Annotated in this window: 13 protein-coding genes and 1 pseudogene; 13 read left to right on the forward strand and 1 reads right to left on the reverse strand. The window is 40.3% G+C overall.

The window, feature by feature from the left end; genetic code table 11:
- Window positions 1–23 precede the first annotated feature (23 nt).
- The 13 genes from dxs (at window position 24) to G622_RS0111325 (ending at window position 14382) form a co-directional block, all read left to right on the forward strand.
- Complete coding sequence (dxs, locus tag G622_RS0111260; RefSeq protein WP_026510813.1) at window positions 24–1892, forward strand: 1-deoxy-D-xylulose-5-phosphate synthase; 1869 nt, start codon at window positions 24–26, stop codon at window positions 1890–1892.
- Window positions 1885–2775, forward strand: a complete 891-nt coding sequence (locus G622_RS0111265) for a TlyA family RNA methyltransferase (protein WP_026510814.1) — start codon at window positions 1885–1887, stop codon at window positions 2773–2775. Before dxs ends, G622_RS0111265 begins: the two co-directional genes overlap by 8 nt.
- Before the next feature lie 4 nt (window positions 2776–2779).
- The gene (locus G622_RS0111270; protein WP_026510815.1) at window positions 2780–3634 is read left to right on the forward strand and encodes an NAD(+)/NADH kinase; all 855 of its coding nucleotides are present in this window, start codon (window positions 2780–2782) and stop codon (window positions 3632–3634) included.
- A complete protein-coding gene (gene argR / locus G622_RS0111275; protein WP_026510816.1) occupies window positions 3631–4077 on the forward strand; it encodes an arginine repressor in 447 nt (148 codons plus the stop codon). Before G622_RS0111270 ends, argR begins: the two co-directional genes overlap by 4 nt.
- Window positions 4078–4129: 52 nt before the next feature.
- Window positions 4130–5839: a DNA repair protein RecN gene (gene recN / locus G622_RS0111280; RefSeq protein ID WP_026510817.1), complete on the forward strand. Its 1710-nt coding sequence runs from the start codon at window positions 4130–4132 to the stop codon at window positions 5837–5839.
- Between the two features lie 190 nt (window positions 5840–6029).
- Window positions 6030–6668, forward strand: coding sequence for a DUF1836 domain-containing protein (locus G622_RS0111285; protein ID WP_026510818.1), 639 nt, complete (start codon window positions 6030–6032; stop codon window positions 6666–6668).
- Complete coding sequence (locus tag G622_RS0111290; RefSeq protein WP_026510819.1) at window positions 6665–9118, forward strand: ATP-dependent helicase; 2454 nt, start codon at window positions 6665–6667, stop codon at window positions 9116–9118. Before G622_RS0111285 ends, G622_RS0111290 begins: the two co-directional genes overlap by 4 nt.
- 142 nt (window positions 9119–9260) lie before the next feature.
- Window positions 9261–9527, forward strand: coding sequence for a hypothetical protein (locus tag G622_RS0111295; RefSeq protein WP_026510820.1), 267 nt, complete (start codon window positions 9261–9263; stop codon window positions 9525–9527).
- Complete coding sequence (gene rlmD, locus G622_RS0111300; RefSeq protein WP_026510821.1) at window positions 9524–10939, forward strand: 23S rRNA (uracil(1939)-C(5))-methyltransferase RlmD; 1416 nt, start codon at window positions 9524–9526, stop codon at window positions 10937–10939. Before G622_RS0111295 ends, rlmD begins: the two co-directional genes overlap by 4 nt.
- Before the next feature lie 524 nt (window positions 10940–11463).
- Window positions 11464–12267 (forward strand): hypothetical protein, encoded by an 804-nt coding sequence (locus G622_RS0111305; protein ID WP_026510822.1) that lies wholly within the window; start codon window positions 11464–11466, stop codon window positions 12265–12267.
- Between the two features lie 237 nt (window positions 12268–12504).
- Entirely contained in the window at window positions 12505–12945 is a 441-nt protein-coding gene (locus G622_RS0111315; protein ID WP_026510823.1) for a GNAT family N-acetyltransferase, read from the forward strand.
- A 392-nt stretch (window positions 12946–13337) separates the two neighbouring features.
- Window positions 13338–13568 (forward strand): hypothetical protein, encoded by a 231-nt coding sequence (locus G622_RS0111320; protein WP_026510824.1) that lies wholly within the window; start codon window positions 13338–13340, stop codon window positions 13566–13568.
- A gap of 160 nt (window positions 13569–13728) precedes the next feature.
- Window positions 13729–14382, forward strand: a complete 654-nt coding sequence (locus tag G622_RS0111325) for a hypothetical protein (RefSeq protein WP_026510825.1) — start codon at window positions 13729–13731, stop codon at window positions 14380–14382.
- A gap of 102 nt (window positions 14383–14484) precedes the next feature.
- Here the strand turns inward: G622_RS0111325 and G622_RS0111330 are convergent.
- Window positions 14485–14755, reverse strand: a pseudogene (locus tag G622_RS0111330) (ExeA family protein); the annotation flags it as partial.

A 14755-nucleotide genomic window follows, 5' to 3' on the forward strand; every position in this document is an offset into this window, starting at 1 on the left:
TATGCCAAAAGATGAGGGCCGACATGTTAATTGATGGTATCAATAAACCAAATGATATAAAGAAGATTCCGGCAGGAAAATATAATCAACTTGCACAGGAAATAAGAGAATTCTTAATTGAAAAGATAAGTGTTACAGGAGGACACCTTGCTTCTAATCTTGGAGTGGTGGAGCTGACTATGGCGCTTCATCTTGAACTTGATCTTCCTAAGGACAAGATCATATGGGATGTTGGACATCAATCCTATACACATAAGCTTCTGACCGGAAGGAAGGATGGCTTTGATAATTTAAGAAAATTCGGCGGCATGAGCGGTTTTCCTAAAAGAACAGAGTCCGACTGTGACTGCTTCGATACAGGACACAGTTCTACCAGTCTCTCAGCGGGACTCGGTATGGTAAGAGCAAGGCAGCTCTCAGATGAGAACTACACCATTGTCTCTGTTATTGGTGACGGCTCACTGACCGGCGGACTTGCTTATGAAGCACTTAATAATGCAGCAAAGCTCGACACCAATTTCATCATGGTTCTTAATGACAATGAGATGTCTATTTCCGAGAATGTTGGAGGTATGGCAAAATATCTTAACGTTGTCAGAACAAATGAAGGATATTTGAACCTTAGGGACGATATTTATAATTCATTGAAGAATTCCAGCCCTAAGATGGTTAAAGGCATCAGAAGGGCTAAAAACAGCTTTAAGCAGCTATTTGTGCCCGGTATGGTATTTGAGAATCTGGGAATTACATATCTTGGTCCTATAGATGGGCATAATATCCCGGCATTAAGAGCCGCAATAAGGGAAGCCAAAAAGGTTCGTAAAGCTGTTATGATACATATCGTTACCAAAAAGGGTAAAGGTTATGAACCTGCAGAAAGGCATCCTGCAAGATTCCACGGAACGGAACCGTTTATTATAGAGAACGGAATTCCGAGAAATCCCAGAACTGTGGCTAATTATCAGGATATTTTCAGCACGGTTATGTGCAAGATAGGCGAGCGCGAGCCAAAGGTAGTTGCCATAACGGCAGCCATGGCAGACGGAACCGGACTTAAAAGATTCAGGAATATGTACCGTGACAGATTTTTTGATGCGGGAATTGCAGAAGAACACGCAGTAACCTTCGCGGCAGGACTGGCTGTTGGTGGGTTTCATCCTGTATTTGCGGTGTACAGCTCATTTTTGCAAAGAGCTTATGATCAGATATTGGAAGATGTATGCCTTCAGAATCTTCCGGTCACATTTGCAATTGACAGAGCAGGACTGGTTGGAAGCGACGGAGAGACCCATCAGGGTATTTTTGATCTGTCCTATCTTTCAAGCATGCCCAATATGCATATTATGGCTCCTAAAAATAAATGGGAGCTTTCCGATATGATGAAATTCGCTATACAGTTTGACGGGCCTACTGCCATTCGTTATCCGAGAGGCAAGGCATATGACGGACTTGGCGAATTCCGTGAACCCATAGAGATGGGCAAATCCGAGCCGATTTATAAGGAGAGAGATATAGTGCTCCTCGCAGTAGGTAGTATGGTCAAGACAGCTGAGGCAGTCAGAGAAATACTTATCTCAAAGGGCTATAACTGCTCACTTACAAATGCCAGATTTGTTAAACCGATAGATGAGGACTATATAAGAGAAGCCTCTAAAAAGCATAAACTTATTGTAACCATGGAAGAGAATGTGGAGACAGGCGGCTTTGGTGATCAGGTGAGAAGATTTATAAGCCGTGAAGAAATCGACATTAAGCAGCTTTCAATTGCACTTCCGGATGAGTTTATAACCCATGGTTCTTGTGAACAGCTATATAAGGCACTGGGAATTGATGAGGAATCAATAGCAAAAAAGGTTATTAGAAGATACGAGGAAATAATAGTAAATGGCTAAGGAAAGACTGGACGTTATTCTGGTTTCAAGAGGACTGGCACCTTCACGGGAAAAGGCTAAAGCAGTAATCATGGCCGGGGATGTCTTTGTGAATGGGCAGAGAGAGGATAAACCCGGAACATCTTTTGATGAATCCAAAATCACATCATTAGAGGTAAAGGGAGATCAGCTTCCCTATGTCAGCAGAGGCGGACTAAAACTTGAGAAGGCCATGAAGAGCTTTGAACTTACTCTTGACGGCTTTGTGTGTATGGATATAGGAGCATCTACAGGCGGTTTTACCGATTGTATGCTTCAAAATGGAGCTTCCAAGGTCTATTCTGTTGATGTGGGACATGGCCAGCTTGCATGGAAATTAAGATCCGATGAGCGCGTGGTCTGCATGGAAAAGACCAATTTCAGATATCTGACACGAGAAGATATTGATGATGATTTAGATTTTGCTTCTGTAGATGTATCTTTCATTTCATTGACAAAGATTCTCATACCTGCCAGAAAGCTTTTGAAGGACACCGGAGAGATGGTGTGCCTCATAAAACCTCAGTTTGAAGCAGGAAGAGAAAAAGTCGGGAAAAAGGGTGTCGTAAGAGAGCCGGAGACTCACGAAGAGGTTATCAGGAAGGTCATGGACTTTGCTGATATCATCGGCTTTAAGGTTTTAAATCTGGATTTTTCACCTGTAAGAGGTCCTGAAGGAAATATCGAATACCTGCTTTATATACGTAAGGATGAGAGCAGGAATGCAGAGGTGAATGAAATAAATGAAGGGGAAGGACTTCATAAACTGGCAGAGGTTGTGGAAGCCGGAAACGGACTTTCATCTGACCCGGATATGAAGAACCTTATTGAGGAGACGGTTAAAAAAGCACACGGGGAGCTGTAATTCTATGAAGCGGTTTTTCATTATCACCAATAAGACCAAGGATCCTGAAATGAAGGAGACTTTAAGGATAAGAGATTATCTTGAAAGTCATGGAGGCGTCTGCAAGGTCGCCGAGATGACGCTGGCCTGTGATGAGCATGGTAACAGGGATTATTATTGTGATGTTCCGGATGATGCAGAATGCTGTATTGTTCTTGGTGGGGACGGAACGATGCTGCAGGCCGCAGGCAATGTTCTGGAAAAGAATATTCCTCTTATCGGCGTGAACTTAGGAACTCTTGGCTATATGACTGAGGTTGAACTCTCAGGAGTAGAGGAAGCAATGGATAAGCTTCTTAAGGGTGAGTATGAGATTGAGGACCGCATGATGCTTCAGGGGGTTCCCTGTCAGGGAACCGGAAAAGGTGTCGGAATCTGTGCATTAAATGACATCGTCATTGCCAGATGTTCATCTCTTAAGGTTTTCAGTTTTAATGTATTTGTAAATGATCTGCCACTTACAAGCTATCAGGCGGATGGAATCATAATATCAACTCCCACCGGATCAACAGCCTATAATATGTCAGCAGGAGGACCTATCGTAGATCCTAAGGCGCAGATATTACTTCTTACACCTATCTGCTCACACAATGCCAATGCCAGGACAATCCTTCTTTCTGAGCATGACAGAGTTACGATAGAAATCGGAAAGGGAAGAGATGACAGTATTCAAAAACTGGAGGCTTCCTTTGATGGCGGTAAGAGAATGATAATGCAAAGTGGCGATAGAATAGACATAACAGCAGCGAGTCAGGTGACAAAGATTGTGAAACTAAGTAAAGAGAGCTTTTTAAACATATTAAGGAAAAAACTCGTATGAAGAAAAAACGACACAGTAAGCTGATTGAAATCATCCAGAACAATGTAATAGAGACCCAGGACCAGATTGCAGATATGCTTAACGCTGCAGGTTTTAAAGTGACTCAGGCAACAGTTTCCAGAGATATAAGAGAGCTTCGCCTGACTAAGAGAGCGACTCCTGATGGAAGACATAAATATGTTTATTTGCAGGACTCTGCATCCATGAATGATAAATATGTGGATGTACTGAGAGCCGGCTATATCAGTATGGACTATGCCCAGAACATACTTGTTATAAGAACCGTTTCCGGAATGGCGATGGCAGTTGCTGCTGCTCTTGATGCCCTTGAATTTGAGGAAGTGGTAGGTTGTATTGCCGGAGATGATACTATCATGGCGGCAATTCGAACAACTGAAGGTGTTCAGAAGGTTATGAAGAGACTGAACGAAATGATCGGATAATAACATTTCTTTCTAAGCTTGCCCGAAGAAGCAGGAAAGAAAAGAGGTAAATATGTTATACAGTTTACATGTAAAAAATCTTGCTCTTATAAATGAGCAGGAGGTTGAGTTTAAAAACGGTCTGAACATAATGAGTGGTGAGACCGGTGCCGGAAAATCAGTAATTATTGGAAGTGTGAATCTTGCACTCGGTGCAAAGGCTGATAGCGGAATGATCCGTACCGGAGCAGATTATGCGCTGATAGAATTGAGCTTTGGAATAAAGAACAAGGCACAGCTTCAGAGCCTTCAGGCACTGGATATTCCCGTGGATGAGGATGGAACGCTTATACTCCAGAGAAAAATCATGGAAGGCAGAAGTGTTTGCAAGGCTAACGGAGAAACCGTCAGCGCCAGACAGCTCAGAGATTTATCCAATATTCTCATCAATATTCATGGACAAAATGATAATCAGGAACTGTTACACAAGAAAAAGCATCTTGAGATTCTTGATGATTTTTCAGGTGAAGAGCTTTCAGCTTTGAAGGAAAAATGTGCCCTGGCATTTAAGGACTGGAAAAATGTTTTGAACAGTCTTGATGAGACCAATCTCGATGAAAGGGAAAGAGAGAGACAAAAGGATCTGGCAGGCTTTGAATTTAATGAAATAAATGAAGCAGATCTAAGACCCGGAGAGGATGAAGCTCTTGAAACCAAGTACAAACGAATGGTCAACTCCAAGAAAATTGCGGAGGCTGTTGGAATTGCAGCCAGTGCAACAGGAGCAGGCAGTTCTGAGGAGAGCGCTGCAGATGCGATAGGAAGAGCGGTACGTGAGCTCTCAGCAGTAAGCTGCTATGATGAAAAGGCTGATCAGCTTCTTTCACAGCTTGTAGATATAGATAATCTGTTATCGGATTTCAGACATGAGATTTCATCTTACATAAATGAGCTAGAATTTGATGATGTGGATTTTGCTGAGACTGAGGACAGACTTAATACTATCAATCATCTAAAGGATAAGTATGGTGGCAGCATAGAGGCTGTTCTTAGTTACCGGGATGAGAAAGAAGCAGAGCTTAATAAGCTTGAAGATCTGGGAGCTTACAGGGATAAGCTTATCGCAGAGGAGAAAAAACTTCATGGGAAGGTTCTTGAGCTTTGCAAAAAGATATCCGAGCTTCGAAAGAAAAATGCTGCAGTATTGTCTGAGCTTTTAAGAAAAGCACTGGTGGATCTTAATTTTATAGATGTAAGGTTTGAGATAGAGATAAGACCTGACGAGGAGAAGGTTTCATCCATTGGCTATGATGATGTAGAGTTTATGATATCTACTAATCCCGGTGAGAAAATCAGACCCCTTGATCAGGTAGCAAGTGGCGGTGAGCTTTCAAGAATTATGCTTGCAATAAAAACTGTTGTAGCACAGAAGGATGATATCGACACTCTTATATTTGATGAAATCGATGCCGGAATCAGCGGTCAGACAGCCTGGAAGGTATCAGAAAAACTGGGCTTCCTTGCAAAGAAACACCAGATAATTTGCATTACACACCTTCCGCAGATAGCTGCAATGGCAGATAATCATTATGAGATTGCAAAGGGAACTCATGATGAGGGCGGACAGGAGAGAACTGTTACCAGAATCCGTGAGCTCTCAGAGGATGATCGTATATCTGAGCTTGCCAGAATGCTCGGAGGTGCGCAGATAACTGATTCAACCCTTGAAAATGCAAGAGAAATGATGCATCAGGCAGATGAAGTAAAGCGTAATATTGCCTAGTGCAGCTGCTTTTTATTAACTCGACTATATGCTTGCTATAATTTGAATCTACTGCGTTGTCATCAGTTGTCGATGGAGCCCCATCGACGCCTTCTTCCGCCTTGTAGATTGCAAATTATATCTAAGCAATATAGTCGAGAAATATAAAAACAACTACACTAGTCATGAAAATAATTATCGGAGAAATTATATGACATTAGATTATGACGATCTTTTAAACAGTATAATGGCCAGCCTTGACAGGACGAGACAGGTTGACGTAGAGGAGATTCCAAATATCGACCTCTACATGGATCAGCTCCTCACCTTTATGGAGGAGAGTCTTCGCAGATCATCAAGGCACCCCGGAGCTGACAAGATACTTACTAAAACAATGATAAATAACTATGCAAAGAATGATCTTTTGCCACCTCCTATCAAGAAGAAGTATTCAAAAGATCATATTATTCTGCTGATGTTTATATATTACTACAAGAACATTCTGTCCTTCAGTGATATACAGACCCTTTTTGAGCCTCTGTATAAGCGCTTTGGCGATAAAAATGCGGAGATTAAACTAAAGGATATTTATACCACTATCTATGAGGAACAGGATGAGATTGTAGCTACATTAAAAAAAGACATTGAAAGGAAATTCAAGATCGCCCAGGAGTCTTTCACAGAGGCTAAGGGAGATGACAAGAGTGATCTTCAGACCTTTAACTTTATTTCTCTTTTATCCTATGATGTTTTCATGAAGATGCTTCTTATTGAAAATATCCTGGATCATGTGGAAGAGAAAAGACATAATGGTGATCCTCAAAGTGAAAGTAAGAAGAGGAAAAAATGAGTATTTACGATACATTAAATAGTGAACAGAAAAAAGCGGTTCTGCAGACAGACGGTCCGGTCTTAATACTTGCCGGTGCAGGTTCGGGAAAGACCAGAGTGCTTACACACAGAATCGCTTATTTAATTGATGAATGCGGGGTTAATCCCTGGAACATCCTTGCAATAACCTTTACCAATAAGGCAGCAGGTGAGATGCGGGAGCGTGTAGATAAAATTGTTGGCTTTGGCTCTGAGAGCATATGGGTAGCTACTTTCCATTCCACATGTGTAAGGATTCTGAGGCGCTACGCTGATAAGCTTGGATATGAAAACAATTTTACCATTTATGATTCCGATGATTCAAAATCAGTTTTGAAGGACATATGCAAGAGATATCAGCTAGAAACCATGCAACTGAAGCTTCGCGGAATCCAGACTGCTATTTCACATGCAAAAGATAACTGTGTGGATGCAAATGAATATGCAACTGCGGCAGGAAATGATTTCAGAAAGCAGAAAATAGCCAAGGCTTATATAGAATATGAGAATACTTTGAAGAAGAATAATGCAATGGATTTTGATGATCTTCTTCTTAATACCGTGAAGCTTTTTCAGAAAGAACCGGAAGTGTTGAAGCAATATCAGGAGCGCTTCCGCTATATCATGGTAGATGAGTATCAGGATACAAATAATGTACAGTTTGAATTTGTAAGACTCCTCGCGGACAGATATAAAAACCTTTGTGTAGTCGGAGATGATGATCAGAGTATATACAGATTCCGCGGTGCCAATATCAGAAACATTCTGGACTTTGAAAAGGTATATCCTGATGCGACTGTAATAAAGCTTGAACAGAATTACAGATCCACACAGAGTATTCTTGACGCGGCAAATGCAGTCATAAAGAATAATTCCAGACGTAAGGACAAGGCACTTTGGACTGATGAAAAAGAAGGAGAACTCGTCCGCTTAAAGCAGGTTAATCAGGCACCAGAAGAAGCAGAATTTATAGCTTCTGATATAAGTAAGCTTAAGAAAACAGGAAAAGCGAACTACAGAGATATAGCCGTTTTATACAGAACAAACGCACAGTCACGTCTGATAGAAGAACGTTTTGTCTATGAGGGTATTCCTTATGATCTCGTAGGCGGAGTTAATTTCTATGGAAGGCGTGAGATAAAGGACCTGCTGGCATATCTTAAGACAATTGATTCAGGCGCAGATGACCTTGCAGTCAGAAGAATCATAAATGTACCTAAGCGGGGAATTGGTGCCACAAGTATTGCTCATGTACAGGATTATGCAGACAGGGTAAACATAAGCTTTCTTAAAGCCTGTGCGGAAGCTGACATGATTCCGGAACTCAATAAAACCGCTCAGTCTAAGTGTAAAGCTTTTGCGGAAATGATCAGAGTGTTCAGAGCTTTTTCGAAGGAAGCAAGACTTGATCAGTTGCTGCAGCATGTAATAAGAGAGATAGGCTTTATAGATTATCTTTATACTTTGGATGATCTTGAAAATACAGAAGATAACGAGCGTCAGCAGAACGTTGATGAACTTATATCCAAAATGGCTGCCTATGAGGAAAAAGAGGATGAGCCCACACTTACGGGATTCCTTGAAGAGGTTGCACTTGTCGCTGATATAGATAATGTGTCAGAGGATGATGATAAGGTGCTTTTGATGACTCTTCACAGCGCCAAGGGACTGGAGTTTGACCATGTGTATCTTGCGGGAATGGAAGAGAATGTGTTCCCGAGTTATATGACTCTGATGAATGAAGACAGCGACCCTGAGGGGCTTGAAGAAGAGAGAAGACTTGCATATGTTGGAATTACAAGAGCAAAGAAGCATCTCACTCTTACCTGTGCTAAAAGCCGAATGAATCGCGGTCAGCTTGAGTACAATCGCATGAGCAGATTTGTCACAGAGATACCTGACAACCTTCTGGAAAAAGTAGGATTTGCTGAGAGTTTATATCAATTTGACGGTGGTGAATCTATAGACGATGATGATGATATCGATATCGAAACAGGACGCATTTTCAAAAAGAAGATTGATTTTTCAAAGCCTGCCTATGGAATGAATACCACAAATTCACCACTTAAAAGAAGTGCCTATGCTGGAACAGGAGCAGCGGTTTTGCCCTCATACGGAAGACCTGTTGCTAAGCCGGCACCGGTGAAAAAAAGAGCTGTTCCAAAGGATAAGCCTTTTATTGCAGGGGCAGCCAGCACACACAGTAAGGCAGCACTTGGGAAGCCCGGAATAGCCGGCCTCTCAAAGGGAATGCCTGCTTCCGTAGGATTGGAGTACGGCGTAGGAGACAGGGTATTGCACGTTAAGTTTGGACAGGGAACGGTTTTAAATATCGATAAGGAACCAAGAGACTACAAAGTGACCATAGATTTTGATGAATATGGACAGAAAATCATGTTCGCTGCCTTTGCTAAACTAAAAAAAATATAAACTTTGTCAATTCGATAGAATGTATAAAAGTAAATGTTATAATATATATGATGGTAAGAGAAAAGTCATGGTGCAACGATGCTTGCACATCATATAAAAACACAAATGGTAACATAAATAACGTCCAGGAAAGGGGTAAGTAATGGAAAAGAACAGAATTGAAGATCTTCTTGAGGTGACCAGAATTAATGAACTTCTTGCAAAGAAAGAGGCAGCAAATGCTAAAAAGCCTGCGAATATAATTTTATGGTGTCTTGCAGTATTTGGAGCCATAGCAGCTGTTGCTACAATTGCTTACTTAGTATTTAACTATATGATGCCTGAGTACGAGGATGATTTTGATTATGACGATGACGATTTCGACGACTTTGATGACGACGATTTCGTTGATCTGGATATGGAGAAATGAAGAAAAAAGATATCGTAACAGGAAGAATTGTCCGGGTTGAATTCCCGAACAAAGGAATCATGGAGACACCTGATGGGAAGGTTATTGTAAAGAATACGCTTCCCGGACAAAAGGTGTCCTGTGTGATCATAAAAAACAGAAATGGCAGAGCAGAAGGCAGGCTATTGGAGATTCTCGAAGAGCCTATGGATGCTATAGAGAGTCCATGCATACATTTTGGAAAATGTGGTGGCTGCAGTTACCTTACCATGCCTTATGTCAAGGAACTGGGACTTAAAGAGCAACAGGTAAGGAGAATTCTTAATCCTATTTTGGAGAGGCAGACACAGAGTTATACCTGGGAAGGGATAAAGACTAGTCCGATCAAATTTGCCTACAGAAATAAAATGGAATTCACCTTCGGAGATGAGGAGCTGGGTGGGCCCCTCACTCTTGGCATGCACAAAAGAAACAGTATGCATGATATTGTAAGTGTCACCGGCTGCAGAATCGTTGATGATGATTATAGCCAGATACTTAGCGCAACACTTTCTTACTTTGGTGAATTATACAAGGCCGGCAAAGTTTCTTTTTACCATAGAATAAAACAAACCGGATATTTAAGACATCTTCTTGTCAGGAAAGCAGTACGGACAGGAGATATTCTGATCGATTTGGTAACCACTACTCAGGAGGATCATGATCTGTCTGATTATAAGGAGCTGCTGCTTACACTTGAGCTTACAGGACATATCGTAGGTATCCTTCACACTAAGAATGATTCTAAGGCCGACGCAGTTATTGATGAAGGAACAACAATCCTCTATGGTCAGGATTATTTCTTCGAGGAACTGTTGGGACTGAAATTCAGAATAACACCATTCTCATTCTTCCAGACTAATTCACTGAGTGCAGAAGTACTCTATGGAACAGTCAGAGAATACATTGATGGATTGTATGATAATACATCTGAGGATCCCGGAGACAAGATCATATTCGATCTGTATTGCGGAACCGGTACAATCGCTCAGATTATTGCACCTATTGCCAATAAGGTAATCGGTGTCGAGATAGTTGAGGAGGCTGTCGCAGCAGCTAAGGAAAATGCCGCAAGAAACCATCTCCTTGACTGCGAATTCATAGCCGGTGATGTGCTAAAAGTCCTTGATGAAATTGAGGATAAACCAAACCTGATCATCCTTGATCCACCTCGCGAGGGAATCAATCCTAAGGCACTGAAGAAAATCATAGATTATGGCGTTAAGCACATGATTTACGTAAGCTGCAAACCCACTTCCCTTGCAAGGGATTTGGAGATACTTGCAGAGGGCGGCTATTATGTTCAGAGAGCTGTAGCCGTTGATCAATTCCCGTGGACGAATCATGTGGAAACCGTCGCCCTGTTAACGAAGACAAGCGGTAGCGAAGGCTGAGTGTTACAGGTGCGGTTGTTCTGGCGAGCCCCGCTTTTGGGGGCGAGAGCAGAACTAATAATGTATTCAATTTGCAGTCCGCCCGTCTGGCGGACTGCTATAATTCTTTTTTCTATAAAATTGGCAGTGACATTTTTAGTCTATTCACTGCTAATATTTCCAGAAACCAATTTATGGCAGATGAAATTGCTGGGAGAATTCTGCTTATTTCTAGCTAAGTGGAATTATGGCAGTGTTTTTACCGATTTGCTTTTTGTTGTTGCTTGCAACATCACTGCCAATTATTTAGGAACTCGATTTTCGGGCAGATTCCTGCTTGATTATTCCACTGCCTTAAATAGATGATGTCAGATATTGGCAGGACTACAGCCAATAATAGAACTGCCAGAAATTCAAGCTATTAGATATTGGCAGAGATTCAGCCAATTAAATAACACTGCAGTATTTCATATAAATCAAGGAAGATCAGTGATCAATAATAAATACCTGATAACAAATAAAACAAAAATGAGAGGTTAAGAAACATGTATGGATTAAAGAAACTACTAACAATGGAAGAGGAGAGGCTTCAGAAACTAAAGCAGATAGTCGACCCACGACTGGATTTAGCGCCTGAAGGAAACCTTAGAATAACATCATCAGGCAAAATTGTGCAGTATATGCGATGCACAGATGAGAGTACAAAAAGTAAAACACAAGGCACGTACATTAAAAAAGAGAATAAGGATCTGATATTGAGTCTTGCTCAAAAAGGTTATGATCAGAAAATAAAGAGACTTGTAGATAAAAGACTTAAACAAATTCAAGCTCTCAATAAGGATTACGCCGATACAGAGATAGAGGCCATCTACAACAGGATGAATGACAAAAGAAAAAGCCTTGTAAAGCCTGTAGAGCCGACTTACGAACAACTTCTTACTCACTGGAAATCAGTCCCATACGTCGGGAAAGACTTTGAAGATGTTAAAACGGAAATCTACAGCAAAAAGGGTGAGAGAGTAAGATCCAAATCCGAGAAATTTCTTGCGGATATGTTCTACGACATGGGCATTGAGTATAAGTATGAATGCCCATTGCATCTAAAGGGATATGGTATAGTCTATCCCGATTTCACATTCTTAAGTAAAAAGACATATGAAGAGATTTATTGGGAGCATGAGGGAAGAATGGATGATCCTGAATATGTTGAAAAGGCCATCAGAAAAATAGACCAGTACACTAAGAACAACATAATTTCCGGGAAGCGCCTGATCCTCACCTATGAGTCATCAACATATGCACTCAATACAACTGTTGCAGAGATGCTGATCAAAGAACATTTGCTTTAAAATCGATGAGTACATGGATATAATAATGTGATATACATTGATGTTACTTAACAAGACCTACGCGTTTGATACAGTAGCTTTATCAGATTGGCTTATCGAACTGAGAAAGCTTTATAACCGAAGAAATCCAATATCCGATTTCAAGAAGATATGGCAAACCAGTAAGATATATCAGCCAGTTATGTTCAATCTGTTTTTTGAAATGAAAAGATGATTGAAGGAGTTGAACCATTATATATGATTATCAGAAAAATGAGGGAATCAGATTTAATGAGCTTATATGAAATCATATCTGATCCCGACGTTATGAAGTATATAGAGGAACCGTATACTTTTGAGAAAACAGAGCAGTTTATCAGGATTGCGGGATTAGCGGAATCTCCTTTGATATATGCTGTTGAAAATGATGAAGGTGCATTTGCTGGGTATGTTATTTACCATGACTATGATGAAAATGCCATGGAGTTGGGATGGATATTGAACAAAGAGTATTGGGGAAAAGGTTACGCAAGTATTCTCACCAAAGAACTCATGGAAAAGGCAAAACAGGCAGGTAAAGACTCTGTAATAGAATGCGATCCCAGACAGACAATTACGAAACATATAGCTGAGAAGAATGTGTTTAAATATGAGGGAGAGAATGGTGGGTGCGATATTTATAGATATAGAAGCCATTGACTCTATACAGTGTTCATTTTAGAGTGCTTTCGTTAAAGAGTTTGAGACTTTATAAGTGAGTGTCTCTCCTAACCGAAAGTTCATTACTTTCATGTGGAGACGGTAGTTCTGCTGACAAAGGCAAATGTAAATTGATAGCTAGAAAGGCTTAAATATAAGGATTCCGATAGAACGACCTAAAGTTGGGGAGTTCTGCCGGAATCCTTTTTTGTTGTTCTGTCAGTAGTTCTATACACTGACTTGGCATGGGCGAGGCTGAATAACTATTAGTAAATTAATTAAGTACTTTTTCATTGATGGAGGAAAAACGATATGAGTAAAGTTTTAGAACTTAGAGAAAAATGTGTTATATGGTATAATCCGATAGTACATTTTTATCGGAGGGAACTGATATGGCTAAGAAACATATCTCAAATGAGGAAAGGCGAGAGCTGGCATGGGATGAAACCAAGGCCAAAAACAGGGAAGACATTGATAGGATGCTTGCTTTTTTGAAGCTTGATTTTAATGAATTTGATATTGAATATTCAACAAAGTGTAAGCTTCTGATGCTTGGAGATTTCTATGGACGTGACTTGAAAAAGGTTCTGGCAAGGGCAAAAAGCCATTCTGAGGAATTGTAAAGAAAAACGGTACTGTTTAGCATTTTTGCTAAGTGGTACCGTCTTTTTTATTGAAAGAGCGGCGTCTGTAAATAATTCATATATTTGGCACATGAAATGTTTTGGATTAAAATATACAAAGAGAGTTAGATGTAGTGGCTAAAGAAGGGGGAAATTTATTATGAGCAGATTCTTTGAGGGAAGAATCTTTGTTAAACGCTTTTTATGTATTTTGCTTTCAATGATTTTTTTATTGTGTATTCCGGTCAGTGTTAAGGCTGAATCTAATGATGAGGAAGTTATCACAAAGCAGATTAATACTTTTATGAAAGCGGTAAAGAACTATAATCCCATAAAAATGGATAAATGCTTTAAAAAACCGCAAAGAATATATGTTACAAATGCAGAACTGAGAAAACTCATAAAAAAAATGCATAAGGACACGGTTTATAACATCACTTCCATAAATGTATCTGGAAAAAAAGCAGTCGTTACCATAGATTACGAGTATTACAGTGCAGATGATATTACATATATGGCATTACAGGATAGCTTAAATACTTATCTGAGAACCAAGAAGTTTGATTTTAATAAGATAATCAAGTTTATAAAGAAATATTATAAAGATGATTGCGAACTGCATGATGACGGTATGCCAACATATTGCCCAACTATAAAAATACAAATGGAAAAAGTAAAAGGAAAATGGAAAATAAAGAAATGCAGTAAGAGGCTTTATAATATGACGAATCATGATATATTTGCCACTATGGATTATTTGTTGTCCGGCACATTAAATGAGTCCTCAATCTTCACTTTAAATGAGGCTGCATAGGGTGTCAGACAAAGGGTACAGTTAGATTGTTTGACACCTGATTTTCTGATTATATAAATGAAATCATCCCTCACGCACTTTAAATGAGTGAGGGATGTAATCCTAACCAAGTTCGCAGTCATTGACTGCCTGCATGACGATGTCGGTTGTAATGAGATCAGCTTTGGCGCTGTCACCTATAAGGAGACTGGCGTTACAGTACTTGTTTATGAGACGCGGAGTTCCATCAGCTGCGTTGAGTATTGCTTCTATTGCTGCATCATCAAAGATGGTCTGATTACAGCCAGCACCTTTGAGCTTTTCAGAGATATAGCTGCGGCCTTCTTCCTTGGTCACACCATCAAGGTTGTAGTTCATGACGATTCTCTGCCTG

This window comes from Butyrivibrio sp. LC3010, assembly GCF_000424385.1.
Lineage (GTDB): Bacteria > Bacillota > Clostridia > Lachnospirales > Lachnospiraceae > Butyrivibrio.

Excerpts from the sequence above, each read along its gene's own strand:
- G622_RS0111265 (WP_026510814.1), top strand. The coding sequence starts at position 1,885 with ATGGCTAAGGAAAGACTGGACGTTATTCTGGTTTCAAGAGGACTGGCA.
- dxs (WP_026510813.1), top strand. The coding sequence starts at position 24 with ATGTTAATTGATGGTATCAATAAACCAAATGATATAAAGAAGATTCCG.
- recN (WP_026510817.1), top strand. The coding sequence starts at position 4,130 with ATGTTATACAGTTTACATGTAAAAAATCTTGCTCTTATAAATGAGCAG.
- rlmD (WP_026510821.1), top strand. The coding sequence starts at position 9,524 with ATGAAGAAAAAAGATATCGTAACAGGAAGAATTGTCCGGGTTGAATTC.
- argR (WP_026510816.1), top strand. The coding sequence starts at position 3,631 with ATGAAGAAAAAACGACACAGTAAGCTGATTGAAATCATCCAGAACAAT.
- G622_RS0111295 (WP_026510820.1), top strand. The coding sequence starts at position 9,261 with ATGGAAAAGAACAGAATTGAAGATCTTCTTGAGGTGACCAGAATTAAT.
- G622_RS0111285 (WP_026510818.1), top strand. The coding sequence starts at position 6,030 with ATGACATTAGATTATGACGATCTTTTAAACAGTATAATGGCCAGCCTT.
- G622_RS0111315 (WP_026510823.1), top strand. The coding sequence starts at position 12,505 with ATGATTATCAGAAAAATGAGGGAATCAGATTTAATGAGCTTATATGAA.
- G622_RS0111305 (WP_026510822.1), top strand. The coding sequence starts at position 11,464 with ATGTATGGATTAAAGAAACTACTAACAATGGAAGAGGAGAGGCTTCAG.
- G622_RS0111325 (WP_026510825.1), top strand. The coding sequence starts at position 13,729 with ATGAGCAGATTCTTTGAGGGAAGAATCTTTGTTAAACGCTTTTTATGT.
- G622_RS0111320 (WP_026510824.1), top strand. The coding sequence starts at position 13,338 with ATGGCTAAGAAACATATCTCAAATGAGGAAAGGCGAGAGCTGGCATGG.
- G622_RS0111290 (WP_026510819.1), top strand. The coding sequence starts at position 6,665 with ATGAGTATTTACGATACATTAAATAGTGAACAGAAAAAAGCGGTTCTG.
- G622_RS0111270 (WP_026510815.1), top strand. The coding sequence starts at position 2,780 with ATGAAGCGGTTTTTCATTATCACCAATAAGACCAAGGATCCTGAAATG.